This is a genomic window from Planctomicrobium aquicomposti (assembly GCF_051466325.1).
In the GTDB taxonomy this organism is placed as follows: domain Bacteria; phylum Planctomycetota; class Planctomycetia; order Planctomycetales; family Planctomycetaceae; genus Planctomicrobium.
In genome coordinates, this window is record NZ_CP195792.1 from 1,472,501 (window position 1) to 1,498,053 (window position 25,553).

The following is a 25,553-nucleotide window of genomic DNA, read 5'->3' on the forward strand; positions in this document are numbered from 1 at the left end:
ATCCATGCCCAGCTGCGTTGGTGTCGATGTAAATGGTGTTGCCTGTTGCCAGGCCCAGCACATTGCCCGGCAGGTCTGTGATCTGGAACTGGAGTCCGGCGAGTGCCGAAATGTCGGCGCCTGCCAGTTGCCAGCGAGACATCGCCGCCACGATGATCGGTTGCAGCGCCGACTCTGTCAGGGTGGGACCGCCCGATCCGGGACGGGCCGTTGTCGCTGCCAGCTGCGGTGCGGCCAGGTACGCCGTAGCGAAGGTGCTGGCGGTGTTCCAGGCAGTATCGAGCGGGTTGTACCACGAGATGTTCGCATCCCGTGCTCCGCCATCGTCATCATCGTTGACGTAGACATCAAGGCCGAGCTGAGCCCCGGCGGTGACGCTCGATTGCCCGAGTGCCGCCCAGGTAATGCTGGCTTCGATGAAGTAGCCCCCCGTGACTGCCACCCGCTGGGCACTGACGCCGGTCACGGTTTGTGACGCGCCTGCCTGTATCCGGGCAATCGTCAGTGAAGAGCCGTTCCAGGTAAATCGGAACTGGTGGTCGGTGCTGCCGTACCCAGTGCTCGGAGCATCCTTGTTGGCGTCAATGAAGACTTCCACGCTGTCGTCGTTGTAGGTTGCGGTCCCCGAGTCGTTGACTTGAGTGTCGTCTGTGACCTCAACCAGAATATACAGGTTCGTGCTGTCCCAGAGCGTCCGGAAACTTCCCGACAGATCGCTTGAGCCTGAGACCGAACCGCCGACAAGGTTGCCCAGTGTCTTGGTGACCGCATTGTTCCAGACGGAATCAATTGACCCTCCGAGTGTCGGAGCGGTTGTCGTCCGCACAATGGTGATATCCCCGGCGATATTGACGGTCAAAAGGAAGGTGTCGGTCGTTGTCAGGGCGCCATCGTCGACCGTGACGGTGATCGTCGAAGTCCCAGACTGGTTGGCAATGGGGATGACATTGAGCGTTCGGTTGGCACCGCTTCCGCCGAGCACCAGATTTGCCGAATTGTTCGGAACCAGACTGGTATTGGAGGACGAGGCGGTGACGATCAGGCTCGAGGCAGATGTCTGAAGATCCCCGATCGTGAACGAAATCGCTCCGGTCGAATTTCCCTGATTGATTGTCTTGTTGGTGATGTCGGTGATGGTGGGAGCGGTGTTGGTGGCGGCGACGAGAGCCGCTCTCCCGAAGGCACTGGCGGTGTTCCAGGCGGTATCGAGCGTGTTGAACCAGGCGATGTTCGCATCCCGTGCCCCGCCGTCATCATCATCATTGATATAAACATCGAGTCCGAGCTGGGCCCCCTCGACAACGCTCGATTGTCCGAGTGCCGCCCAGGTGATGCTGGCTTCGATGAAGTAGCCCCCCGTGACTGCCACCCGCTGGGCACTGACGCCGGTCACGGTTTGTGACACGCCTGCCTGTATCCGGGCAATCGTCAGTGAAGAGCCATTCCAGGTAAATCGGAACTGGTGGTCGGTGCTGCCGTACCCAGTGCCCGGAGCATCCTTGTTGGCGTCAATGAAGACTTCCACGCTGTCGTCGTTGTAGGTTGCGGTTCCCGAGTCGTTGACTTGAGTGTCGTCTGTGACCTCAACCAGAACATACAGGTTCGTACTGTCCCAGAGTGTCCGGAAGCTTCCGGACAGGTCACTGGACCCGGAAATCGAGCCGCCCACAAGGTTCCCGATGGTCTTGGTGACCGCCGTGGACCAGATTGCGTCCACACTGCCTCCCAGTGTCGGAGCGGTGGCTGTCTGGACGATGTTGACGTCGATTACGCCCGAGCTGCTGACTGTCAGCAGGAAGGTGTCGCTTGTTGTCGTGGTTCCATCGCTGACAGTTACAGTAATGGTGGAGGTGCCTGTCTGGCCGAGGGCGGGAATGACATTGAGGGTGCGGTTGGCGCCACTTCCACCCAGCACCAGATTTGCGGAATTGTTGGGGACGAGAGTCGTATTAGAGGAGGTGGCAGTCACCGTCAGGCTGCCAGCCGCCGTCTCCACGTCGCCAATCGTAAATGAGATCGCCCCCGTGGAGGTGTTCTGGACAATCGTGCGATCGGTGATGTTGGTGATCGTCGGCGCATCGTTCACGCTGTTGACGGTCAGGACGAACGTGTCCGTTGTTGTCAGCGTCCCGTCGCTGACCGTCACCGTGATGGTCGTGGTGCCGAACTGATTCGCGGCCGGGATCACGTTGATCGTACGGCTTGCGCCGCTGCCACCCAGAACCAGATTTATGGGATTGTTCGGTACGAGCGTCGTGTTGGAGGAACTGGCGGTCACAATCAGGCTGCCGGGGGCCGTCTGTGCATCGCCAATGGTGAAGGAGATTGCCCCTGTGGAGCTGTCTTCGTTGATCGTCCGATTGGTAATGTCGGAAATTGTCGGAGCGGTGTTGGTCGGTGCGGGAATAAAGGGTGAGTTATCGAATGCCGAACCGAGCTGATACATCACGATCAGATCGTTGAGGCCGATCTTGAAGTCGGTCGTCTGGTAGGGTTTGCCATAGGTGCCCCGATCCTCGACGAGGGCCTGTTCCCCGGTGCCGGCTTCCCGACCGATCCCGACCATCGTCACCAGCACACCGTTGGAATCATTACGGACATCCACAAGGGGACTGACCGCATCCGAGCCGCCGTTCCCGTCCAGACCGTCAATCCAGATGTTGTCCGAATTGTAGACCTCGAAAACAGTCTGGTCGCGGTGTTCGGTTTTGAAGTTGAGAATCCGCACATTGGACGAGTTCTCGATCGCGACAATGCGGGGCTCATCATTCGGGTTGGTTGTCGTTGTCTGGCTTTTGTTCGCCGGCCGCTCGATATTCAAGCCGTAGATGGTGAGTGGTTGCGAGGTTCCTGAGATTCGCAGTCCTGCATAGTCACCCCGGATCGAGTTCCCGACCTGTGTGATGGGAGACCCGAACCAGCGACCGCCGCCGTTGCCGGTGATCAACACCTGCTGGGAGACGCCGGCTGCGAGCGTTGGATTGGAGGGGAGATACGTTGACCAGGAGAAGATTCCGAGCTCACCCAGATTGGCGACAACCGAGTTTTTGCCAGCCTGCCAACGGACCATTTCCAGCCAGGGAACACGATTCGGGTCACCGATGATGTCCGGAGTCACTGCCTGTTTCACCGGCATGTCGACATTAATGTCGGCCATGTAGGTGGTGGCGGTCGCGCTGTTGACGGTGGTAATCAGATAGGGGCTGGACGTGGCGGTCCAGGCAGGATCGGTGCTGAGGTGGGGGCCCTTGACCACTGTTTCCATATTTGTCGCGCCGAAGATGACAGTATTCTCCTGCAGCGTCAGCGGCTGGGTGATCAGATAGGTCCCCTTCGGCAGAAAGACCGCTTTGCCCTGGGACTGGCCATCATTGATCGCTGTCTGAATGGCGTACCAGTCATCTGTCGTCCCGTTTCCGGTGGCGTTATAGGGAGCCGCTTTGACGTTGATGATATTTGTCGAAGTCCGGATGTCCGGAAGGTCCGGCAGCGCGTGTTGACTGAGCAGATAGGATGGAGGCGCTGCTGCATTCACCACCACAGAAGCGACCTCGGGAAGTTCGGTCGGCGTGCTGCTTCCATTCGAGGTATAAATGCGGCCTCGGCCGTCAATTCCGTCTTTACCTCCGCCGGCATTGGTGTGGTTTTCAGGGTCCGCGTAAGCGTATTCGTCAACTCTCGTCCACGACCCGGAAGCAGCGATGGCTGGTTGCGTGCCGCTCTTCAGAACGTTCGTTGCTCCAGAGAAATAGACGTTCCGCATGTAGATGCTCTCTGCAGCGGAATTGTCGATGGCGTAGGTCGTGCTTCCCCCCACCGTGATTTTCCCATCGATCAGGGTGATGGCTGCAGTCCGGGGCTGCGAAGTGTTGTTCGGGAGGGTGATGACGGGACCGGAGTCTTTTTGAATCTCGAATCCTGCCAGCGTCAGGTGGAACCAGCCCGAACTCTTATAAATCGCTGCCGTTTCCTGGTCGAGAAGTCGTACGTTGGTCACCGCAGAGCCCGCAAAAGCGGTTGGATTTCCAAAATACATACCGTACTGCCCGCCGGTCACTTCAATGTTCGCCACCGTCGAGCCGGAGCTGGGAATGCCCATGATTCCGCCCCAGGCATCCGTGAAGCCGCCTGGTCCATCTCCCGCAATGATGTTCACATTCTGCAGAGAGCAGTACTGGGTACTCGCCATGACGAGCCCTACCGAATTCCTGTTCCCCTGCCCCATGTCAATCGTCAGATTCCGGACGTTGAAGCCGAATGCGAAGGAAGATGCTCCGGTCAGTCCCGTATCGTAGTCATTGTAGAAACGGATGACTGGCTGCAGGTTATTAGTCGTTGTGAAGGCGGAGGTAAACGTATTGTCCGCCAGCTTGATGACCGGTCGGGTTCCCCCTTCGGGCCCGACCAGCGTCGGGCCTGTTGTGGCACCGGTGGTGTTGGGCTGGGGCTGCAGCCCGATGATGGTGTTGTTCACCACATACGTTCCGCTCCGGAGGTACGTCACCAGCTTGTTGGCGCGGGCGTCTTCGATGGCGGTGGTGAGGCCGGCGGTGTTGTTGTTAATTTGCGTCCCGGTAGGACTTGTACTGTTGGTGATGCCGTAGTGGGCTGCGAAGGCCATGACATCCAGGTACCCATTCTGGTACATCGCATCGCTGGTGATTCCGGTCGGCAGCGCGAGCATGATCCGGGCTTCCAGCGCTTCGACATCATTGCCGGTCGAAAGGCGTCGTCGGGCACGCGACCGAAACTTCGAACTCCCCTGTCGGCGTGAGCTGCGGCGATTGAAGGGGAACACGGCGCGAAACAACGACGAGAAGGTGATGAGCATTCGTGTCACTCCTGTGGCCAGAACCGCACGGTTGCCTCGCTGTCGACCGACTTGAGTTGAAGTCAGGGAGTCAACCGGCAGGATGAAACGGAATCGCGAGATGATGACAATGCGACTGCAATGTGGAATCGGGACATTAACATGTGATTAAATAACGTCTAGTATGGATCGCGAATGTTTTCTGTAAATATTGACCAAGCGTGTGTGGCGCGAATTCCGTCGAAAGGCTGCTGAAAAGGCCACATGCACGCGGTTATGAAAGCATTCTGGTGAGGGCGCTACGGGCTATTGTTGCACTATTAAAAGTCGTTCTGGAACATTTTAAAGTGACCTAGTACATTTTGGATGTGATCTGGAACATTTTAAAGGTGCGGTCGTGTTGGCGTGTTGTGTCAAGGGAACGTCGTTTTTGGAATGAAACATGTCCTGCGGCTGGGCTGCCGCAAGTGGATGTCCCGGTCGCCTGTGGTGTCTTTGTCAGTCGAGGTGGTCGCGATCGATGGCGGTCTGGAACGCTCGTGTCGCCGGTGATGCGACCGCAGCCCAACTCAGAGCATCAATCTGCCGAATCCATTCTCCGGAAGGCTTTCCGGGCGCGGCCTGAAGTCACCGTTGGAGAGTGACCGGTGCTGGCAAGGGAATCTGTCGGCAGGACCGGGACCGGAACAAAATTGCGATTTGATTGTGGGGACGACGCAGCGCGCCGGAGTCCTGCATCATCTTCAACGCTGTCAATCTGGTTTTTCTTGCGAGGATGAGCGAGGCTCTTGAAGGGGGCACACGTGAGTGTAGGGGGAGACGAATCGATTCGACTGCGAAGGATTCGCCGAGGACGACATGACCCATCAGGTGCGAAAAACGTCAGGGACGTTTGGTGATCTGGCACTCCTTCTGACCGGATTGACCGTTTTGGGAATGGTGTTTGCGCTGGTTCGATTCCTGCCTGATGTGGGGCAGGCGTCGACACTGCTATCGGGTGTCGGTGTTTCGCTCGTCTATCTTGCGGCGGGAGTTCCGGCTCTGTGGCGCGCGTTGGCGGAACTGAGACGCGACGGTGTTTTCGATATCGACTTGCTGATGGTGATTGCTGCGGTGGCGGCTGCTGCTGTCGGCGCCCCCTTTGAAGGGGCGGTCTTGCTGACGCTCTTCAGTCTTTCGACCACACTGGAAAAGCGGGCGTTGGGGCGGGCTCGCCGGGCCGTCGAAGCTCTGATGGCACTTCGACCGGAAACGGCCTTCCGCCGGCAGGCGGACGGAACGGTGATCGAGATCCCCGCTGCGGACTTGCAGGTCGATGACATTGTTGTGCTTCGTCCGGGGGCTCGGGTGCCGGCAGACGGGACGATCCTGGCCGGCCGAAGTTCTCTCGATGAATCCAGCATCACGGGTGAATCGATGCCGGTTTCCAAGGCATCCGGAGCGCCAGTTTTTGAGGCGACGGTCAATCTGGAGGGGGTTCTTGACGTCCGGGTGACCCGCAATCTGGCTGAGAGTACGGTCGCCAGGATGATTGCCCTGGTCACGCAGGCGCAGGCGACCAAAGCCCCCTCCGAGCGTTTCAGCCACTGGTTCGGCCAGCGGTATACCGTGGCAGTGTTCGTGGGGGCACTTCTGGCGTTTGCCGTTTTTTGCGGACTCGGTCGAGGCTGGGAGGAAGCGCTTTACCGTACTGCCACGCTGGTTGTCGCTGCGAGTCCCTGTGCAATCGTTATTTCAGTCCCGGCCGCAATTCTCTCTGCGCTTTCCGCTGCCGCTCGGGGTGGGGTGCTGTTCAAAGGAGGGGCAGCTCTGGAAACGCTTGCAGCCGTCACTGTTTTTGCGTTCGACAAGACGGGCACGCTGACGACGGGCAAGGCCTCGGTGACCGGGGTCGTCGCCCTTGATGGGGATGAGGACCATTTTTTGTCGCTGCTGGCGGGACTGGAGGCCCATTCGGAACATCACAGTGCCGAGGCCATCCGACGAGAAGTGACCGCGCGCGGGATTCCCTCTGCTTCGGTGTCCAACGTGATGAACCGTCCGAGTGCCGGCATTCTCGGGAGTTTTCAAGACGGGCAACTCTGGGCAGGCAATGCAAGAATGGCGGCCCAGATGAACGCGGTTGTCGATCACCCTGCCCTCGTCCGCCTGTCGGAGGGCTCACAGGCGATTATCTATCTCGGCCGGGATCAGCAGGTCCTCGGGGCCGTCAGTATCGCTGATCAGCTCCGGGCCTCAGCGCGTCCTGCGCTGGCTGCTTTGAGGAAGAACGGTATTCAAAAGATCGTCATGATGACGGGGGATCGGCGACCAGTTGCCTTGCGAATTGGCGAGGAGCTGAGGCTCTCGGTCGGCTGCATCTCCGCGGACATGCTCCCCGAAGACAAGGTTCAAATGGTGGGGAGCCTCGCCAGTGAGGGGAAGGTCGCGTTTGTGGGGGATGGAGTCAACGATGCCGCTGCCTTGGCACGGGCAGATGTCGGGATTGCGATGGGGGCTGCGGGATCAGAAGTTGCACTGCAGGCTGCAGACGTGGCCCTGTTGTCCGATGACCTGCAAGGTCTGGCAGACGCTCTTTGCCTGGCCCGAAGAGCTGCGGCAATCATTCGCCAGAATCTCATCTTCGCAATGGGGGCGATGGCGGTGCTGGTGACCGGGGGCTTATTCTTCGCGCTCCCGCTCCCGCTGGCTGTCATCGGGCATGAAGGGGGAACGGTCCTGGTGGTGCTGAACGGATTGCGACTGCTCGCGACCCCTTTTCGGACTTCCGCCAAGTCTCGGATGGGGGCGGGAATGTGATGTCCGCTGTTCGGAGCCTCTCAGTTGTCGGGACGATGTCAGGCCGTCGATGTTGTTGCCGCGCTTTCATCTTGTTTGGAAAGGCCTTTGGTGTGGGGAGCGGATCATCCTCCCGCGAGGCTTGGTGAAGCGCGGCAGAATATTCCGATTCGGCCGGTCTCGTTTTCAGCAGTTCTTACAGAGACCTGATGGCACTGGTTGTGAATTTGACAACGGAATTTTTGTTGTCGAATACGGTGCGTGAGGTGTCAATGTGTAATAAGTTGTTTTTCTGTATGGGAATATGATGTTTGTTAAATTGATGGCGCGTGTTGTGGCATGGGTAATGCGTTGTGACTCAATTCGAGAACACATTGGTGGTTCTCAGTGATCAAACCCGCCTCAACAGGATCCCTGTCATGCTCAGTTCACTTCGACATGTCGGATTTCTCGCTGTCGTAACACTTCCCCTCACTGCTACCGCTCAAGGGTGGAATGCCCCAACTTCATTCACGCCGTCCCACAACTGTGTGAATGGCGTCTGTACGCCCAATGGACACCAATGTGTTCCGGGCGAGAACTGCGATCCCAGCCAATGCGCAAATGGAAACTGCAGTCCGCTGCAGTGTGGCCCGAATGGTTGTACCGTCCCCCCCACGCAGAGCTTTCCGAATTTGAATTCTCCTGCTGGGGGGCTCAGCCAAGGTTGGGGAAGCCCGTATTATTCCGCTTCCCCCGCCACGGGAGGAGCCAATTTCTCGTCGCAGTTGCCGACCAATGCGCCGGCACTGAATCCGGCCGGGGGGCAGCCCCGGTTTGATCGTCGTCAGGGGGGAATGCCTCCCCGCGGAGGGTTCGGTCGCAATCTGCCTAACCTGCCCGGCAACGGAAATACGGGAATTGTCCCACCCGTCGGAAATTCGGGCTTCGCGCCCTCGCCGATGCCGTGGAGCCCGGCTCCTGGACAATTCTCTTCCCCCGTGGACATGAATTCCCAGATGAACCTGGGAATGGGCATGGGGCTCGAGCAGTTGCGGATTGAGTCGGCTCCGGTCAGTCGAGGAGGCTACAACCTCCAGTAAGCCTGGTGGATACGCAGCGAGATTTCGGAAGGGCTCTCGCCACCTATAAAAAGAAGCCCCTGGAATTTTCCGGGGGCTTCTCGCATTTGGTCCCAAGAGCGTTGGGGCATTTTGGCGATGAATCGCCCCGCGGAGATCAACAGCTGGCCCGGCGAAATCGTTGCAGCGCGGGGACTGCAAGAGCAACCAGCTCGAGATGGGAGGGCTCTTACGCAACGTGGGTTGACACTCTCGGGTCGGGCTTTTCTTCTTTCACCAGCGACCTCAGCGTGTGGAAGTCGATATCCACATTCCCGCCGACAGCCTGGTATTGCTTCGCCCACTCTTCGATCAATTCGAAGCACGCTTGGTCAACTTCACGCAGGTGTCGGAGGTCAATCTCGACTGATTTTCCGGCGGGAAGACGTTCCAGCGCTTGCGCGAGCTTCGGCAGGCGAATAAACGTTGCAGCTCCATAAAGGCGAACGGCATAACGTCCTGAGTTTGCCGACGATTGATCTGTCTGGATTCGCAGCCTGCTGAAGCGGAGGACCAGTCTCAAGACGGCCAATGCCAGGCCGACGAGTACGCCGATCAGCAGGTCAGTTGCCACGATCGTCATCAACGTGGCCGCGTAGATAACCACCTCACCACGACCGTATTGCGCGAGCGATCTGATGACGTTGATATTCACCAGCTTAAACCCGGTGTAAACGAGGATGGCTGCCAGCCCCGCGGTCGGAATCATGCGCAAAAGGCTGCCCAGCAATGCAACGAACGCCAGGAGCCAGATACCGTGCAGAACGGTAGACAGTCGAGTTTTTGCACCTGCCTGCACGTTGGCCGAGCTGCGAACAATGACCCCGGTAATCGGCAAGGCACCGACGAGCCCACAGCACAGGTTGCCAACGCCTTGAGACAGGAGTTCCCGGTTGTAATTGGTCCGGGGGCCGGAATGCATTTTGTCGACGGCACCTGCACTCAGCAGAGTTTCCGCACTGGCGACGACAGCCAGCAACAGTCCAGTTCCCAGAACCCCGCCCCAGTCAGCGTCACTCAAAATGTTCCAGTTAATAAAGTGCAGCTCGTCTTTGATGGAGTCTGGAATCTCCACGTAGAGGACGGGAATTTCCCACATCCACGCCACGGTCGAAACGATTACAATGGCAATCAACGGCCCAGGCACCATGCCCAGTCGCCCCTTGGCGTAGGTCTTCCAGAGAACAAGAATAATAATTGTCAGGATGCCCAGGCCCGCGGCAAACTGTTGGTTGCGATAGGCCGACTGAAAAGCCGACAGCGACTTGAGTGCATCTCGGGAAGACTTAAGGACGACATCAGGGCGGTTGTTTTCAAGATCTTCGAGACTATGGCCAATCGCAGTTAAGGCGTTGGAACCGAGTTCGGCGACCCGCTTCTGTCGGCTCGGCTCCGATGCAAAGATCTTGGTGCTTTCCGAGATCAGCTTTTCAACTTGGCTGTAGATCGCTTTCTGGGTGGTTGCCAGATCTTCAACCTCAATCTTCAGAATTTGTCGGCCGGTTGTATCCTTGCGGGGGATTCGTTCCCCAAGTTGTTCATTGAGCATGACCTGCTGACGGTGGAGTTCGCCCAGCTGCTGGAGCAGTTCACGCCGGGAATGCCAGGCGTCTTTGGAGAACGGCCCAGGTTGAACCATCACCGTCTTCAAAGATTGTGGAATCGAGACCAGGTTCTTGATCCCGCTCCCGTAGGGAGCCTCGTCGAGCATGACGTGAAACTGACTGGCGACGATGAGAACACCAATGCCTGCGAGCATCCCGTGGACAACAGCCGGAGAAATGGCACGGAACCATTGGCCAATCCGTGCGGTTCCTGCGAGGATCTGCAGGATTCCAGCGAGGACGACAATGACTCCCAGCGTCTGCAGTCCGTGGCGCTGCACCGCTTCAAAAACGATGACAGTCAGGCCTGCGGCGGGACCGCTTGCCTGCAATGGGCAGCCTGACAGCGAACCAGCGACAATGCCGCCGATAATGCCGGCCACAAGTCCGGCGCACACCGGCACTCCTGACGCCACCGCGATGCCCATGCAGATTGGCAACGCCACCAGGAAGACGACGATGGACGAGAGCAGATCATTCGGCCAAGTACGCGTGTGAGATGTATCAGTCGTTGGGGTCATGTTTTGGTTTTAGCTGAAGGAACTGTGTCGGGCAAAGCCAGCGCAGCATTTGAACATCGTTCAATGTGAGGCCGGCGACTGCAAATGGACATGCAACCGTCGGGAAGAAAGCAGGGGACGCAGGCCCGTGGGCGTCCCCTGCTCCTTGTCACCCTGCTTTGGGTGTGCAGTGGCTCCATCGCGGGAGAAGTCGAACTCTCCCATGTAGGAAAGGTGGCACGACTCTCGATCTGGAAGTGCTGGTCACTGAACCTGGGCCATCAAATTGACGGCGGTCCCAGGTCACACTGAGCGACATTCGCGCGCAGGCTGAGGGCGGCTGCGCGCACTCATGTCAAAGCCAGTTGGGAAGTGCGGAGGGCACTTAAATCGCGGAAAGCTGTGGAATCGGCCGCTGCAGCGACATCGGACGGTCCCCTTCTTGAACAGGAACAAACTGCTCCTGCTCGCTGTTGTAACCGAAGACCTGCCCCGTCTCCATCTTGTAAACCCAGCCGTGAAGGTTGAGTTGCTTACGAGACAGCGCGGAGAGAACCGAGGGGTGTGTCCGCAGGTTCTCCAGCTGGACCAGCACGTTTTCCTGAATCGCAAGATTCAGGCGTTCGTCTTCGTCGAACGTCTTGCTGTAGTTCTCAGCCATGATTCGACGGGTCGCTTCGGCATGCTTCAGGTATGAGTTCAGAGCGGGATAACGCTCCAGATTCTGGTCATCCACCAGCGCAGAGACCGCGCCGCACAGTGAATGTCCACAGACGATCACATCGGAAACCCGCAACACCGAAACGGCATATTCAATCGTAGCTGCTTCTCCGCCGGCTCCGCTTCCGTACGGGGGGACGATGTTTCCGGCCACCCGCAAGGTAAAGAGGTCGCCCGGCTTGGTCTGGGTGAGGAGGTTCGGGCAGATCCGCGAATCGGCACACGTGATGAACAGGGCCATTGGTTTTTGGCCGTTACTCAATTCGGAGAAGAGTTCGCGTTCTTCGGTGAAAACGTTATTGGTGAAACGGTGAATTCCGGTGACGAGCTTTTTCATCGGTTGGGTCGCCTTCACTTGAATGTGGATTGCAGGCTCCCTGGTCCACACGACGATGACGCCGGATTTTGAGCCGGTGAAGCGTGGGACGGGAGTCGGAGAGTCGATGTCAGAAGCACAACGGGCAGCGCCCGCAGCGACAGCGAAGCACAGCAATTCACCTAAGTGGTGAGGGGAGCATTCAAGCCATTCGCCAGAACATGTCCTGTCGCGACAGAGCCGATCTTCTCGAAAGACGAGGAGCGGTGCAGACGGGATTTGGCACAGGGGACAGCTCCGGGGACTTTCTGCTCACCCGGGGGAGGAACTTCACAGCGATGGCCTACAGAGACCCGTTCCTCGGCGGTTTCAACTCGCTCGTTGGTCTCGACCATTGTTCCCCCTGCAGCGCGGAGGATCGGGAATGGCAAGACCGTCGCCACCATTGAGAAGATCACCAGGGCGAGCTTCAGAATTGGTGAGAAAGATTGCAACATAGAAGTGGGAACAGCGGATTAGGGAATACGCAAGTCCACCTTGCTAGCTAACGGAAAAGTAATGTGCGGCCTCATCCTATCGACTATCAGTCCCGTCGCCAAGACGAAGAAATCCCCTTTTCTGGACATTTTTCACAAGTACTTTTGCGTAAAGTGTTTCAGAGATGTGGATTTTTCGATTTGATCGGCAGACGCCGCTAGAGGTCCACTTTCCCTCCTTGTCGACAGCGGCAGACATGCATAAGCCCATGCCTCGGGGTTCGGGGTGTTTGACTCGGTGTGACGTAAGGGTTTTTACAGTAATGCGTTACGGGAAATGATGTGTCGACGCTCGCTTGCGCACATTTTTACCTGCGATGAATCTTGGTCGATGTAGCTGCACCTGCGTTGCATGCTCGTTGCGTCCGCTCTTGCCTGAGCAGGAGGGGCGTTACAGGTCTCGCGGGGCTCGGGTTTCTATTGGAGAATTGCAGACAGCTGCGTGACGAGCACGGGGCAATCAGAAGTCAAAATGCTCTCACTCGATCCCGTCAGACAGAGTCGTCTTGTTGAGTAGCAGAAATTCTCACAGGGCAAGAACCGGCACCAACAACCTGCTCTATATTTCAGCAGCCTGACCTCGCAGATGCCGGCGGCTCGACCTGGTCGGCATAGCGTCCCGCACCTGCCGGAGGTCTCTCGAATGCGTGGAACCGGTGCCTCCCCGGCTCCACGACAATCCCCATACGACATCGCTGCCAACAACTGGAAACCCATGAACGCAATTCGTTCTGTCTTGGGTGGAGTCCTGCTCCTCATTATCACCTTCAACAGCCCGTTCCTGAAAAGCGACGGTCGATGTGCTGCGGAAGAACCGGGTTCCTACGTCTCGCCGTACCGAGTGAATTTCCGCGGCGAGCGGGAGGAACTGGTTCGCGACCTGCTGGAGACGGAACGGGGAAATCCCCGGCTGGAAGCGGAGGTTCCTCATCTGGAATGGTACTCGCGACGCGTGCATCTGCGATGGGGGGCTTGGGGACCGGTTGCCCGTCACTATCCCGCTGCTGTGCATACGGAAGGCTGGAGCGTCGAGGCGAAACGCGAGCGTGTGATCGCCACTGCGCTCCGCTTCCTCGGCTACGGATATCAGCACCACCACATCCCCGACTGGGACCCGCCACGGGAATGGAAGTGGTTACCCACGTGCGTCGGGCACAATGGTCGGGGCGTCGACTGCAGTAACTTCACCGGCTTTGTCTATAACCAGGCGTTTGGTCTGAAGCTGAACACCGAAGTCGTGCACCAGTCGGAAGAACTCGAGGTCGCCGGCCCCGGGCTGGAACGGACCACGGAACTCCAGCGGATCGAACTCCCTGAGTCCTACCAGGAGCGGATCAACACGCTGCGGACGGGAGACCTGCTGTACATTCGCAGCGACAAAGGTCAGGTCAGTCACGTCGTGCTCTGGATTGGCTCGATTGGCGTTTCGCCAGACGGGGTGCCGCTGATTCTCGACAGTCATGGAGGGGGAGTCGACGACAGCCACGGCGTGTCGATTCCCTGCGGAATTCACCTGCGGCCATTTCACGAGAAGTCGTGGTACAACCACAGTGCCGCTCATGCTCACCGGGTTTTTGTGGACGAGTGAGCTTGCCGGCGTGCAGGCTGTCAATCAGATCGACGGATCGTCAGCGAGACCCATGAGAGGGAATCGGCCCTCGGATCGTGTGGGCAACGTTACTTTTTGCCTTCTTCTTCGTCGAACTCTTCGAAGTTGAAGTCGGAATCAAACGAGTCGCCGCCCGACGCGTCTTCGTCGAACGATTCAAACTCGTTGCCGGAGAGGGCATCGCCATGCTCTTCGAATTCCGAGAATTCGTCGCTCGTGGCGAACTCATCCCCTTCGGCCGGCGAAAATTCTTCGTCCACTTCGGGGGCAGCCACCGTGGGTGCGGCTGTCGACCCCTTCTTGTTGGAGGTCGCTGCCAATGGTGAGCCGGCGGGGAGTTCGTAAGGCGTGGCCCGGAACATGATCAGCGCCCAGGCGGGAAACAGGGCCGCCGCAGCCGCCACGAGCAGGACCAGAATGATCAGCACCAGCAACTTGGTTGGGATCGATTCCAGATTGTTCAACAGCGCGATGACCAGCAGAGCAGAGAGAACTGCGCCGGGAACCGCAGCGACCAGAGATGCGCCTGCCAAGCCCATTTTACCCACGATCGTCCCCTCACAATAAAATCCGGCGTGGCCTCACGGGGTGAAGCACCTCATGACAGTTCTGCCACAGCGCATACAAGTCCGCCCGCCGTTCCAGCAGGCTGCACTTCGAGAATCGTGCAGTCCCCCCCTCGCAGTCAAATGATTCCGGCTGAAACTTGAGTCGCGACGGCGACAATCATTTGGAATCCCTGAGAATCGCGGCAATTGGTACAGCCCGTCGCTGTCAGGCGGCGAGCCCGGGGCTCGCCCTGCCCGGTCTGAAACCGTCGGCTCCTACCGCACGATTGCGGAAGAGCGGTTGTGCTGGAGACGCCGACTGGCCATGATCTGTGGTTCGGCTCCGGGGCGGGCGAAAATGCGGATGATTTCTCGAGTGTTTTCTGCGGCCCGGCCTGTCTACTTTGTGGAGATCTGGCAAGGAGGTTCTGCGACATGGCTGACACAGTGGCAATCATTCTGGCGGCGGGCCAGAGCAAGCGGATGAAGTCGGAAACCCCGAAAGTGCTCCACCAGGCCGCCGGGACACCGATTGTGGACCATGTTCTCAATGCGGCGCGCGAGGCCGGAGCGAAACGGCTGGTCCTGGTGGTCGGCTTTAAAGCCGACGTGGTGAAAGGAGCTTTGCAGCACCATCCCGATGTGGAGTTCGCACTGCAGACCGAGCAACTCGGCACGGGACACGCCGTCATGAGTGCCCGCGACCTGCTCAAGGGCCATCAAGGGCCAATACTGATCCTGGCGGGCGATACCCCACTTCTGCGTGGCGACTCACTTGCCGGGCTGGTCAGCGAACTGAAAAGCAGCGGAGCGGCCTGTGTCGTCGGCACAGCGCGGACCGAGCAGAACGAAGGGCTGGGACGAATTGTCCGCGACGCTCAGGGACATTTTCTTCGAATCGTCGAACAGCGTGACGCCTCTCCGGATGAATTGAAAATCACGGAAATCAATACCGGCTGCTTCGCATTTGACGGGCAGGCGCTCTTCGAGGCGCTCGATCAGGTCCGTCCTGAAAATGCTCAAGGAGAATACTACCTGACCGATTGCGCGGAGATCCTGAGAACGCTCGGCCGGAAGGTCGTTGCCTCCTGTCGGCTCGATATTCAGGAGGCGATGGGTGTGAATACGCAGGAGCAGCTGGCAGAAGTCGAGAAGATCATGCAGGCCCGCACTTCGTGACCCCTGCTGCTGGGACTTCCTCCAGCAAGGCCATGATTTCGGTACAGGCACCCACTGTTTGATTCCCGGATAATGACGATGTCGTTGACTGCCGTTCCCGCCGGACTTGAGGCCATTCTGCCGCTCGTCTGGAACTCTTTGAGTGCTGCGAGCAACCAGCTGGCCAATCCCTGGTGTTATTGCACTCTGGCCACGTTGAAGGAGGGGCACCCGGAGCAGAGGCTGTTGATTCTGCGGCATGTCGACCCGGCCACGCGGGAGCTGGCGTTTCATACCGATCGGCGTTCCCCGAAAATCGGACAGCTTCAAGCTTCTCCGGTTGTTTCCGGCCTCTTCTTTGATGGCGTCCAGCGCCTGCAGTTGACGGTCAACGGGACCGCGAGCATCCACACAAGCGACGCGGTGGCCGAACGGGAATGGGCCCGGGCGAGTGCCGGTCGACGCCGGTCGTACCTGATTCTGCATCCTCCCGGGACACCTGCCGGCGGGCCGTCTCCCAATCTGCCCGACTGGGCACTGCAGCGGCCCCCTGAAGATGACGAACTGGCGGCGGCCCGTCCGAATTTCGCCGTGATTCAGCTGCGGCTGTCGACCATCGACATCCTGTCGATCCAGCCGACGGGTTCCTGGCGGGCCCGCTTTGTATGGAATGAAACGGATTGGCAGGGGGAATGGCTGGAGCCCTGAACCATTTCCGACTGATTTGCCGTCACCGTCCTGTTGCACCCCGCGTATGATTGGCGGAACAGAACATCGACGGGTCCACGGACCTGCAGCGTCTCCCTCTCCGATTTCAGCGGGATCCATTTTCCATGTCACAGCAGATTCAAAAAGGGATCATTCTCGCCGGAGGAGCCGGCACGCGGCTGCACCCCATGACCGCCGTCATCAGCAAACAGCTGCTGCCGATCTACGACAAGCCGATGATCTACTATCCGCTCAGTGTGCTGCTGCTGGCAGGAATCCGCGACATTCTGATCATCAGCACGCCCACTGATCTCCCCCTGTACCGGCGACTCCTTGGTGATGGTTCCGGGCTGGGAATTTCCCTGACGTATGCCGAGCAGGCCGAGCCCCGGGGGTTGGCGGAGGCGTTCATTATCGGCGAGAAATTCATCGGAGGGGGTGGAGTCTGCCTCGTCCTCGGAGACAACATTTTCCACGGGCACGATCTGTTTACACTTCTCCGTTCGGCCGCTTCCCGCAGCAGTGGAGCGACAGTGTTCGCGTATCGCGTGCGCGATCCGCAGCGGTACGGAGTGGTGTCATTCGACGTGCAGGGACGGGCGGTCGAGATCGTGGAGAAGCCCGAGCAGCCGAAGTCGCGGTATGCGGTCACCGGACTTTACTTCTACGACAACGATGTCATCTCCATTGCCAAGCAGGTGCGTCCTTCCGCTCGTGGCGAGCTGGAAATTACAACGGTGAATCAGACCTATCTGGAGCAGGGGAAGCTGCAGGTGGAGTTGATGGGGCGAGGCTTCGCGTGGCTCGATACGGGAACTCCCTCGGCTCTGTTGCAGGCTTCAGGGTTTGTGGAAGCGATCGAAAGCCGGCAGGGGCAGAAGATTTGTGTGCCCGAGGAAATCTGCTGGCAGCTGGGTTACATCAATGATGACCAGTTGAGAAAACTGGCGGAGCCGCTGGGCAAAAGCGATTATGGGCGCTACCTTCTCGATCTGCTGGCCGATGGCAACGATCCCGCGACCCGCCGACTCGCCGGAGCCGGTGGAGGCTGACGAATCTCCGTTCGCTCCGACGGACGATCGGGACGAGCGGGTGACGTGCTCCTCGACCGCAAATCCGCGTCTGCTGTCACCCTGTCCGGCCGCAACCTTCAGATATGCCCGCACCGACATTTGAATTCACTGTCGAAACGGAACTGAGCGGTGTACGCATCGATTCTTTTCTGACGAAGCACCTGCGCAACTACAACTCGTGGCGGCTCCAGCGGATTGCCCGGGCGGGGGGAGTGACGGTCAATGAGGCCCAGGTCACCGAAACGGACCGCGTTTTTGCCGGCCAGCGCGTCCGTATTACGCTCTGGGAACCGCCAGACAAGTTGCTGGCTCCCGAACCGCTGCCGCTGCAGATCCTGCATGAAGATCCCTGGATTATCGTCGTCAACAAGCCCGCCGGTCTGATTGTCCACCCTGTCGGGGAGACGCAGACACGCACGCTCGCCAATGCCCTGCAGTCCCATCTGGATCAGCGGGGGCCTGCGCGCGGAATTCTCCGTCCGGGAATCGTGCATCGGCTGGACCGGCAGACCAGTGGGGCCATTGTGACGGCGACCACTCACGACGCCCATGCGACCCTCTCCGCCGCCTTTGAAGCTTCGCGCGTCGCGAAAACTTACCTCGCACTGGTGGAAGGGCGGGTCGCCGCCGACCGAGGTTCGATGGACTGGGCGATCGGCCGGGCAAGGACGGGACGGCATGTGCTGATGTCGTGTCGGGCCGATGCACTCGACCGCAAGCCGGCCCGCACCAATTACGAGGTCGTGGAGCGGTTTGCGGACTACACGCTGGTCCTGGCCCGTCCGCGGACCGGTCGGAACCATCAGATCCGGGTCCACTTTGCCCAGTTAGGTCACCCGCTGGTCGGCGATGAGTTCTACGAGACACAGGGCCGATTCAAGCCATTTCATGCGGAACGGGCTCCGGATGACGAAAGAGAAATCGAGACCGGTCTGCCAATCCGCCGACATGCTCTGCACGCTGTGCAGCTCGAATTCGCCCATCCCGTTTCCGGGCACTGGCTGCAGCTGCAGGCACCCCTGACAGCGGATTTTGCAGCCACAATCGCGGAGCTGCGGTCGCGCGAGACCTGACCGTGGAGACAGGGCCGCCTGTACGCAGCCAGACGAACTGCGTGGGGAGCATCAGTTCGACAGAAACTCGGACTCGGCGTCTCTTCCAAGGGAGACGACTTGCAGTTCCTCTTCGACGGAACCGGTCGGCTTGAACTCGGAGCGTTCTTCCGTCGAGACTTTGGCCTCGTTCACGGTTTTGGCGGTCCACTTCACAATGCCAAAAGGAATTGTGGGGCTGCGATAGATCTCGGCGGTGGTCAGCGAACGGTAGTTCCCGGTCTCCATGGAAGTCGTCCCCTTCCAGAGCGTTGTCTCAAACTCCCCGGCGGGGGTGGTGACCGTCTGGGATCCGGCGTCGGTCAGCTCGCGAAAATGCCGCAGCAGCGAGACGACGGGGTAGAGATGGAACGTTCCGGCATCAATCGGCTGGGCTGGTTCATCACCAATCCGGCGGAAGCCTTTGACCACCGGCAGAAACTCCGCGAACATCTCGCGATTGTGGGGGATCGGCTTGTTCACCGTTCCCCGGATTTCGCTTTCAGGGACGAGCAGCTTGTACATCCGCACTCCACCGGGGCCGGCGTCGAGGACTCCCTCGGTCGCCTTGCCGGTTTCGGACTTGATTTCAATCCAGCGGCAGGGCTGCACCTTCCCTTCGAATTCCGCATCTTCCCGTCCGACGGATTTAATGGTGACATTGCGTCGCCACTGCAGCTTCAGGTCTCCGTCTGCGGAGTCCGGTCGGCGCGTGATCTGCGTGTAGGTCCCCTCGTAGCGAATCCACTGTCCATCGTCCGGAAGTGACCAGATCAGTCCCTGAGCCATTGCAGTCTGGCTCAGGCAGGTCAGTAAGCCGGCGAAAACGAGGGACCATCTCATGGATTTCACTCCAACGGCCGGGGTAAGCCCGCCACGAAACATAGGGAACGTCGGAAACGACATTCGCGATTGTGCGTTACATTCCGTCAATGCAGTCCTGCAGACGAGTCCGTTCCGACGGTCCGTCATTGGACTCTCGGAAGACTCCCTGCACAGACTTTTCAGTTTCTTCAGAATCGAGTTCCGGCAACAGGAAGTCGCCACCACAATTCCGAAAATTGCGAGTGTAGCGTGCTGTCACGTCGATTGTCCGGAGCGTAACAGCCCCCGACATCGTCGATTCAGCACCGACCCTGTCAGTCCTGCGGATCATGCCCGAGACGACTCCTGTCCGGGCGTCGCCCCCGCACCCTTTGCCCGAAATCGGTCCTCGGCTGAGGATCGCCCACTTTGCTGCTCCAGTTTAGCGGGAAATATCCGTAGCGGAATCATACGGGCCGATCCGGAGAGGTCAGCTGACGGTCAGGCTGTTCTGAGACTCCCCCGGTTGCCCTGCACGGGCCGGTATGAGTCGACAGGGCGCTGCCGCTTCCAAAGCCCCCTGTGGGAGAGCGAGCCTGCCGGCAGGGGGAAATGCTCAGTCTGCCAGGAGAACTGGGCCTTTTATCAATGGGAACAGGTCCTCCGGGGAATGGGAACAGGCGATCTGTTCCCGCCTTCTTGCCGTTCAAGCCTGGCAGACTCGCACTGGAAAACCTGATTTGTCGACCGCGTAGTCTGCATCACTTCGATGCAGCGAAGTTGGAGAGTTCTTGATGAAATTGAAAGCACTCTCTTGCGGGAATCGGTTACGCATCTTGAAATAGTGAAAACCGGGTTTTCAGGTTGGAGGTCAGCCTTGGCTGCAACGTCGACGCCTTGTGAATTGAGACGGCAACCACACTCAGTCACTCTGATCCTTCGTCCCGCCGTGACAGAAGCCAGCTGGTCAGAGATTGAAGCGTTCGGGGCCGATGTGAAGGCCGAGCTGGAGTCCCGCACTCGTCCGGCCTGCCTGGTCGACCTGACGCCGCTGGATTACATGGGCAGCTCGATCGTGGCGCTCATTGTGCGGGTCTGGAAGGTGGTGCAGTCGCGACAGGGGAAGATGGTCGTCGTCTGCACCCATCCGATGGTGCTCGAAGTCCTGCGACTCGCCGGGCTGGATAAAGTCTGGAAGATTGAGACCAACCTCGAACGCGGCGTGGAAGCTCTCGGAATCCAGAGTGGCGATGACGCGATTCTGAAATCCCGCAAAGTCGTGAAGGCGACGACCCGGGTGCGCCGCTGGTCGTATCTGTCCGGTGTGCTGACAGTCCTCGTGGCGATCGGCGGAGCCTGGGTTCTGATTCAGTATACCAGTCTTGGCGAACGCCTGAACAAAGACGAGCCCATTGCGAAAGATGCCACGATTGTGACGCCGACCGCAGAACCGGCTGCTGCCACCGCTCACTCCCTGCTTTCCGAAGAACCCGCCAAACCGGCCGCCAACGAACAGACTCCCGCAGTATCGAAGCAGAAAGAATAGACCTGTGGCCCACGATAAAAGCCTGTCGGGCGACGAGGACATTGACGGCATCACGATCGAGGAGGATTCTCCTCTGCTGCAGCGGCCCCGGGCGTTGCCCCCCGAAGCCCGTCAGCGCGCATTGCATGAAGAGCTGACGAGCCTGATCGGGATCGTCGGTCCAGCTCCCCTGGTCGACCTGCTGCTGGAGCGGGCCTTTGAACTCGGGGCTACCGACGTCCACTTCGACCCCCGCCGTGATGGATTGCATCTGCGGCTGCGGCTGGACGGCATTCTGCACAACATTCTGCGGCTCGATTCCCAGTATGCTCCGCAGGTGATTTCCCGCATCAAGCTGATGGCCGGTATGGACATCACCGAAAAGCGGACCGCGCAGGATGGTCACATTTCGGCCTCCGTCCTCCGACACCAGCGCGACGTGCGGATCGGCTCGGGCCCGACGATCTACGGTGAACGGGTCGTCATGCGACTGATGCCCGACGGCACACGCTATACAGATCTGACGCACCTCGGCCTTTCGGCGACTCAGATCGAACATGTGAAGAAGGCGATCAACTCCCCGTTCGGAGTGGTGCTCAGTGTGGGGCCGGTCGGCTGCGGCAAAAGCACGACCACCTACAGCTGCCTGGAAGCGTTGAATATTCCGCAGCGCAGCCTCGTTTCCATTGAAGATCCGGTCGAACGTCGGATCGACGGCGTCAACCAGATTCAGATGGATCCGCGGATCAACTTTGGCTTCGTGGAAGCGCTGCGAGGCGTTCTCCGGCAGGACCCCGATGTGATCATGATCGGGGAGATCCGTGATCCGGAGACAGCCCACATTGCGATCCGGGCGGGGCTCACCGGAACGCGAGTGCTGAGCACCCTGCATGCCGGGGACACAGGCGCCACGGTCGACATGTTCCGTGAGTTCCAGGTGCCGCGCATGTTTCTGGCCGATGCCATTAAGTGCATCATCGCGCAGCGGCTGCTCCGCAAAGTCTGCGAGAAAGACCGTGAATACTACCATCCCGATGTCGCCGCCGGACAGTTCCTCAAGCTGAGCGAAGAGGAAATTCAGCAGGTCCAGCTGGCCCGCGGAATTCCCTCCGACGCCAACTTTCATACCGGCTATTTCGGGAGGACCGGCGTCTTCGAGGTGATGGCTGTCGATGCTGAGCTGCGAGAGATGTTGCTGAGCGGGAAGCCGGGCCGCGCCATCTATGATGCCGCTCACCAGAAGGGGATGAAGACACTCGAAGAGTCCGCCCGCGAGAAGGTGCTGTCCGGGATCACTTCTATTGAAGAGATGTATCGCCTGCTGATTTGATCGGCAGTACGGCGATGACGGCAGGTCGCACGTGCCATCGCGGTTTGTGGTCAAAGCGTCTCACGCCTATCGGGCCAGGCGTTGCAGCATCTCCGCAACCCGTTGCTGGTTTTCGCTCAGCGTGGCCGGCTTCGCTACAGAACCGGAATTCTGTCCCGCAGGCGTGGCGATTGCGGGAGTGGATTCCAATTGCGCCAGCGCCGCCTGCATGACCGCCGGGGCATTCCCTGACTGGGCCAGCTGCAATAGCCGGAGGACCTCCTGCACATCGGGGCTCTCCGCGCCGTATTGCTCTGTATAAAGCCGTGCTGCCAGCTGCAGGCTTTGTTCCGCCCTGGGGGCCTGCCCCGTCATGATCCACGACTTGCCCAGTTCGATCAGGAGATCGCCGTAGGCTTCGTGCTGTGTCCCGAGCTGTTCGCGGAGTGGTTTCTCCAGCTTCAGTAACTCGCTGGCGGCGGCCTCGGGATGGCCGAGAACCCGTTGCAAACGGGCCCCCTGCAGTGCCACTTCCAGCACGTCCGGATGTGACTCCCCCAGCTTTTCGAGCAGCAGTTGCTGCCCCTTCTGAAACAGGGCCTGACCCCGGTCACGCTCATTGCTTTCGATCAGCACCGTTCCCAGTTCGGTCACGGCATGGGCCACCTCGGGATGGTCTTCCCCCAGTTCCTGACCCAGCAGGCCGACCGCCTGTGTCAGGGCTGTTTTGGCGAGCCCATGTTCGTTGATGTCCCGATAGATCCGGGCTGCCTGCCGCAGCTGATCGGCGTGTTCCGGATGTCTCTGCTCCAGCGCGGAGAGCGCGATCTGTCCGGCAGCTTTCAGGGCATCCCGCGCCATCTCCTGATGATTCATGCGGGCCTGCACGCGAGCGAGATTGGTCAGCGAGGCCGCCAGCGGCTGACTTTGCGACCCGAGTCGGGCTTCCTGAATTTCAATCGCGGTCAGCAGCAGCGCTTCCGCTTGAGCATAGTCCCCTCTTTCTGCGAGCAGCACCGCCCACTGGTTGATCGCCAGCGCGTAGGCCGGATGCTCTTCCCCCACCCGCGCGGCGATGAGTCGACAGGCTTCCCGGACCAGTGGCTCGGCCTCGGGTGTTCTCCCCTGGGCCCGGCGAAGGGTCGCCAGTTGCAGGAGCGGCTCCGCCGTGGCTGATGACCGGCTCCCCGTCAGGGAATCGAAGATGCCGATGGCCGTTGTCAGCCAGGATTCCGCCTCCGCCAGCTTGCGGAGCGGAATCGCCGCCATGGCAGCATTCCCCATTGCGACAGCCACATAAGGATGATTGTCCCCGTGGGCCTTCTGCTGCAGTTCGATCGCCCGCTGAAAGGCGGTCAGGGCCTGCGCAGGCTGTCTGAGCCGCATGGAGTAATTGCCGATCAGGTTGAAATTGTCGGCCAGAGCCGCATCGGGATCCGCTTGTCCGGAGTAGATGCGATTGGCTTCCTGCGCGAAGCGAAGGGCCTGCCGGACGTCGCCCGTTTCGGCAACATACAGCGACAGATTGTTAATCGCTGTGGCGTACTGCAGATCCTGTTCGCCCAACACTTCCTTGGCCATGCGGGCGACGCGGACCTGAATCCGGGCCGCTTCCTGAGTTTCGCCCGCCATGTGCGTCGCTGCGGCGAGGTCTCCCAAAGCTCCAATCAGAACGGGGTGGGGCCCGACCAGCCGCTGGGCGATGCTGGCCGCTTCCGACAGAATCTGCTGCGCATGTGTCGCCTTTTCGGCGTCCAGCATGGTATGCCCCAGCACCCGCAGCGCGATGGCCGTCGTCAGCACGTCACGGCCCAGGACGGTCAGTTGAATATTGGCCACTTCCGTCTGCAGTTTCTCGGCCGTGGCCAGGTCTCCCCGGGCCGCTGCTTTGGAGGCCTGTGCAAACAGCTCCTCCGCTTGCCCCAGTCGCGATCGGTCCTCGTTCGAAAGTTGTGCGATGACCAGGGACCGACTTCGCTCCGCCTCCGCCGACTTCACCTGCCAGTGCACTTCTCCGAAGAGGCTCGAGCGGACTGCAATCGCCTGATTCCAGATGGCGGCAGCGGCAGCGGGGTCGGCGAGATCGTACTGTTCTGCGAGCCAGCTGAGCAGCCCGTTGTGTTCATCGAGCAGTTGCAGTCTCGTCGATTGCGGAAGCGTTTGCTGGAGCAGTGCGGATTCAATCTCACGCACCTCTTCCGCCAGTTGCACCCGTGTTTCGGGGCGTGCGGCGTCTAGGAACTGCTGGAGTAAGGCGGCCCGACGGTCCAGCTTTTGTTGGATCTGGGCGGGAGCGAGTTGCTCGGCCGCGCTCGAGATCCGACAAATGCCAAGGCAAACCGAGATGCAAATGGTGAGGAGGTAGCATTCGGTGACGGGCGCGAGCCTGCTGGCGGTCCTGCACTGACCGTCGTGTCGCGCTGCCGTTTCAACCATGAGCCCTCTCCTCCTAAAGGATTGCAGGCATATACCTTGGAAACGCTGCGCAGGTCAATGCGGGCTTCGCGGCGCCCGAGGGAAGACGACAAGGCATCTGTTGTGGTTGATGTGTTTTTTGGGGGGCATCCGTGTCGCGAGCCATTGTTTCCTTGCGATTGACGCGAATGCCCTGTAGCGGACCGGTTCTCACGGTCGAATTGGGACAGGAAGCCCGTGGGCCGGGGTTTGCGATTGAAGTTCTGATCGCAAGAGACTATTTTGCTCTGTTCCCGCAAGCGGGCAACGATTTCTGATGAGGATGGATCGGGTTTCCCATGAGCACACTGAAGAAAAACAAGCGTCTCAAGCTGGCCAAGAAGTTCGAAAAGTACGGCGAAAACAAGCCAGCCCTGGGGAACAGCCTGTCACAGCGTGGTAAAGCCAAGTACCTCGGCGGTAACGGTCGCAAGACGACCGGGATCACCCGTCGGAAGTTCAAGATCAACCTGCAGTCCATCCGGGTGCTGGAAGAAGGTGAAGTCGTCCGCCGTCGCGTGCCGGTCAGCCTGATTCGCACCGGAATGATCGAAAAGCCGGTTGTGCGCAAGCCGTTTACGCTCGAAGGCAACTGATTTTTCCGTTGGCTCTGCCATGGGAATTTGCCTGCTTTCATGCGGTCGATCTCGCTGCGATTCTCCCTCAGGGCTGGGGGGTGGTTGCAGAGTTCGAGGAGTACGCGTGGGAGCTGCATTCGCGCACTCCGGGCTTTCAGTGAAACATGCTCCCTGCGGGTGAGCTGGCATTGCATCGCGCGGACGCTGCCTTTGTTGCGGGCAATCGGCTCGGCAATGGACACGGAAGGACTGTGGCCTGCTGCGCGGGTCTCCCTCCCTGTCGCCTTGACGAGTAGTGCTAACTACAGTCTTGACGGTTAATGTATCGGGCG

At 59.5% G+C, this 25,553-nt stretch carries 17 protein-coding genes (1 of these 17 cut by a window edge); 10 read left to right on the plus strand and 7 right to left on the minus strand.

Going from position 1 to position 25,553, the window contains the following annotated elements; genetic code table 11:
• Window positions 1–4,831, minus strand: partial view of a sugar-binding protein gene (locus tag SH664x_RS05585; RefSeq protein WP_437205752.1) — the 5' portion only. The gene continues 293 nt to the left of window position 1, outside the view; only the first 4,831 of its 5,124 coding nucleotides appear in the window; the start codon lies at window positions 4,829–4,831; its stop codon lies off the left edge, out of view.
• 837 nt (window positions 4,832–5,668) lie between these two features.
• Here SH664x_RS05585 and SH664x_RS05590 point away from each other — a divergent pair.
• Together SH664x_RS05590 and SH664x_RS05595 are read left to right on the plus strand one after the other, a co-directional pair.
• A complete protein-coding gene (locus SH664x_RS05590; RefSeq protein WP_437205754.1) occupies window positions 5,669–7,609 on the plus strand; it encodes a heavy metal translocating P-type ATPase in 1,941 nt (646 codons plus the stop codon).
• Window positions 7,610–8,262: 653 nt separating this feature from the next.
• Window positions 8,263–8,670 (plus strand): hypothetical protein, encoded by a 408-nt coding sequence (locus tag SH664x_RS05595; RefSeq protein WP_437205755.1) that lies wholly within the window; start codon window positions 8,263–8,265, stop codon window positions 8,668–8,670.
• Window positions 8,671–8,878: 208 nt separating this feature from the next.
• Here the strand turns inward: SH664x_RS05595 and SH664x_RS05600 are convergent, their stop codons facing one another.
• The 3 genes from SH664x_RS05600 to SH664x_RS05610 form a co-directional block, all read right to left on the minus strand.
• Window positions 8,879–10,813: a SulP family inorganic anion transporter gene (locus SH664x_RS05600; RefSeq protein WP_437205757.1), complete on the minus strand. Its 1,935-nt coding sequence runs from the start codon at window positions 10,811–10,813 to the stop codon at window positions 8,879–8,881.
• 364 nt (window positions 10,814–11,177) lie between these two features.
• Window positions 11,178–11,849: a carbonic anhydrase gene (locus SH664x_RS05605; RefSeq protein ID WP_437205758.1), complete on the minus strand. Its 672-nt coding sequence runs from the start codon at window positions 11,847–11,849 to the stop codon at window positions 11,178–11,180.
• 161 nt (window positions 11,850–12,010) lie between these two features.
• Complete coding sequence (locus SH664x_RS05610; RefSeq protein ID WP_437205759.1) at window positions 12,011–12,325, minus strand: hypothetical protein; 315 nt, start codon at window positions 12,323–12,325, stop codon at window positions 12,011–12,013.
• 754 nt (window positions 12,326–13,079) lie between these two features.
• On the opposite strand from SH664x_RS05610, the gene SH664x_RS05615 reads away from it, so the two are divergent.
• Window positions 13,080–13,952 (plus strand): NlpC/P60 family protein, encoded by an 873-nt coding sequence (locus tag SH664x_RS05615; RefSeq protein WP_437205760.1) that lies wholly within the window; start codon window positions 13,080–13,082, stop codon window positions 13,950–13,952.
• A gap of 89 nt (window positions 13,953–14,041) precedes the next feature.
• On the opposite strand, the gene SH664x_RS05620 is transcribed toward SH664x_RS05615, so the two are convergent.
• Entirely contained in the window at window positions 14,042–14,506 is a 465-nt protein-coding gene (locus tag SH664x_RS05620) for a hypothetical protein (protein ID WP_437205762.1), read from the minus strand.
• A 450-nt stretch (window positions 14,507–14,956) separates the two neighbouring features.
• Between SH664x_RS05620 and SH664x_RS05625 the strand changes: the two genes are divergently transcribed.
• The 4 genes from SH664x_RS05625 to SH664x_RS05640 all read left to right on the plus strand — a co-directional run bounded on the left by SH664x_RS05625 (window position 14,957) and on the right by SH664x_RS05640 (window position 18,533).
• A complete protein-coding gene (locus SH664x_RS05625; RefSeq protein WP_437205764.1) occupies window positions 14,957–15,700 on the plus strand; it encodes an NTP transferase domain-containing protein in 744 nt (247 codons plus the stop codon).
• A 78-nt stretch (window positions 15,701–15,778) separates the two neighbouring features.
• On the plus strand, window positions 15,779–16,387 hold the full coding sequence (locus tag SH664x_RS05630; RefSeq protein ID WP_437205766.1) for a pyridoxamine 5'-phosphate oxidase family protein: 609 nt from the start codon (window positions 15,779–15,781) through the stop codon (window positions 16,385–16,387).
• Window positions 16,388–16,512: 125 nt separating this feature from the next.
• Window positions 16,513–17,439 (plus strand): glucose-1-phosphate thymidylyltransferase RfbA, encoded by a 927-nt coding sequence (gene rfbA / locus SH664x_RS05635; protein WP_437205768.1) that lies wholly within the window; start codon window positions 16,513–16,515, stop codon window positions 17,437–17,439.
• Between the two features lie 104 nt (window positions 17,440–17,543).
• On the plus strand, window positions 17,544–18,533 hold the full coding sequence (locus SH664x_RS05640; RefSeq protein WP_437205769.1) for an RluA family pseudouridine synthase: 990 nt from the start codon (window positions 17,544–17,546) through the stop codon (window positions 18,531–18,533).
• A 51-nt stretch (window positions 18,534–18,584) separates the two neighbouring features.
• Here SH664x_RS05640 and SH664x_RS05645 read toward each other — a convergent pair whose 3' ends face one another.
• Window positions 18,585–19,394, minus strand: coding sequence for a hypothetical protein (locus SH664x_RS05645; protein ID WP_437205771.1), 810 nt, complete (start codon window positions 19,392–19,394; stop codon window positions 18,585–18,587).
• Window positions 19,395–20,304: 910 nt separating this feature from the next.
• Between SH664x_RS05645 and SH664x_RS05650 the strand changes: the two genes are divergently transcribed.
• Together SH664x_RS05650 and SH664x_RS05655 are read left to right on the plus strand one after the other, a co-directional pair.
• Complete coding sequence (locus SH664x_RS05650) at window positions 20,305–20,901, plus strand: STAS domain-containing protein (RefSeq protein WP_437205772.1); 597 nt, start codon at window positions 20,305–20,307, stop codon at window positions 20,899–20,901.
• Between the two features lie 4 nt (window positions 20,902–20,905).
• A complete protein-coding gene (locus SH664x_RS05655; RefSeq protein WP_437205774.1) occupies window positions 20,906–22,210 on the plus strand; it encodes a GspE/PulE family protein in 1,305 nt (434 codons plus the stop codon).
• A gap of 66 nt (window positions 22,211–22,276) precedes the next feature.
• On the opposite strand, the gene SH664x_RS05660 is transcribed toward SH664x_RS05655, so the two are convergent.
• Window positions 22,277–24,625, minus strand: coding sequence for a tetratricopeptide repeat protein (locus SH664x_RS05660; RefSeq protein ID WP_437205776.1), 2,349 nt, complete (start codon window positions 24,623–24,625; stop codon window positions 22,277–22,279).
• Window positions 24,626–24,942: 317 nt separating this feature from the next.
• Here SH664x_RS05660 and SH664x_RS05665 point away from each other — a divergent pair, with 317 nt between their 5' ends.
• Window positions 24,943–25,239, plus strand: a complete 297-nt coding sequence (locus SH664x_RS05665) for a large ribosomal subunit protein bL28 (protein ID WP_437205777.1) — start codon at window positions 24,943–24,945, stop codon at window positions 25,237–25,239.
• Window positions 25,240–25,553: the final 314 nt, after the last annotated feature.

Bases quoted from the DNA above. Each gene is read 5' to 3' on its own strand.
- SH664x_RS05590 (WP_437205754.1), top strand. From the start codon at position 5,669: ATGACCCATCAGGTGCGAAAAACGTCAGGGACGTTTGGTGATCTGGCA.
- SH664x_RS05630 (WP_437205766.1), top strand. From the start codon at position 15,779: ATGTCGTTGACTGCCGTTCCCGCCGGACTTGAGGCCATTCTGCCGCTC.
- SH664x_RS05615 (WP_437205760.1), top strand. From the start codon at position 13,080: ATGAACGCAATTCGTTCTGTCTTGGGTGGAGTCCTGCTCCTCATTATC.
- SH664x_RS05605 (WP_437205758.1), bottom strand. From the start codon at position 11,849: ATGAAAAAGCTCGTCACCGGAATTCACCGTTTCACCAATAACGTTTTC.
- SH664x_RS05600 (WP_437205757.1), bottom strand. From the start codon at position 10,813: ATGACCCCAACGACTGATACATCTCACACGCGTACTTGGCCGAATGAT.
- SH664x_RS05625 (WP_437205764.1), top strand. From the start codon at position 14,957: ATGGCTGACACAGTGGCAATCATTCTGGCGGCGGGCCAGAGCAAGCGG.
- rfbA (WP_437205768.1), top strand. From the start codon at position 16,513: ATGTCACAGCAGATTCAAAAAGGGATCATTCTCGCCGGAGGAGCCGGC.
- SH664x_RS05610 (WP_437205759.1), bottom strand. From the start codon at position 12,325: ATGTTGCAATCTTTCTCACCAATTCTGAAGCTCGCCCTGGTGATCTTC.
- SH664x_RS05660 (WP_437205776.1), bottom strand. From the start codon at position 24,625: ATGGTTGAAACGGCAGCGCGACACGACGGTCAGTGCAGGACCGCCAGC.
- SH664x_RS05645 (WP_437205771.1), bottom strand. From the start codon at position 19,394: ATGAGATGGTCCCTCGTTTTCGCCGGCTTACTGACCTGCCTGAGCCAG.
- SH664x_RS05640 (WP_437205769.1), top strand. From the start codon at position 17,544: ATGCCCGCACCGACATTTGAATTCACTGTCGAAACGGAACTGAGCGGT.
- SH664x_RS05665 (WP_437205777.1), top strand. From the start codon at position 24,943: ATGAGCACACTGAAGAAAAACAAGCGTCTCAAGCTGGCCAAGAAGTTC.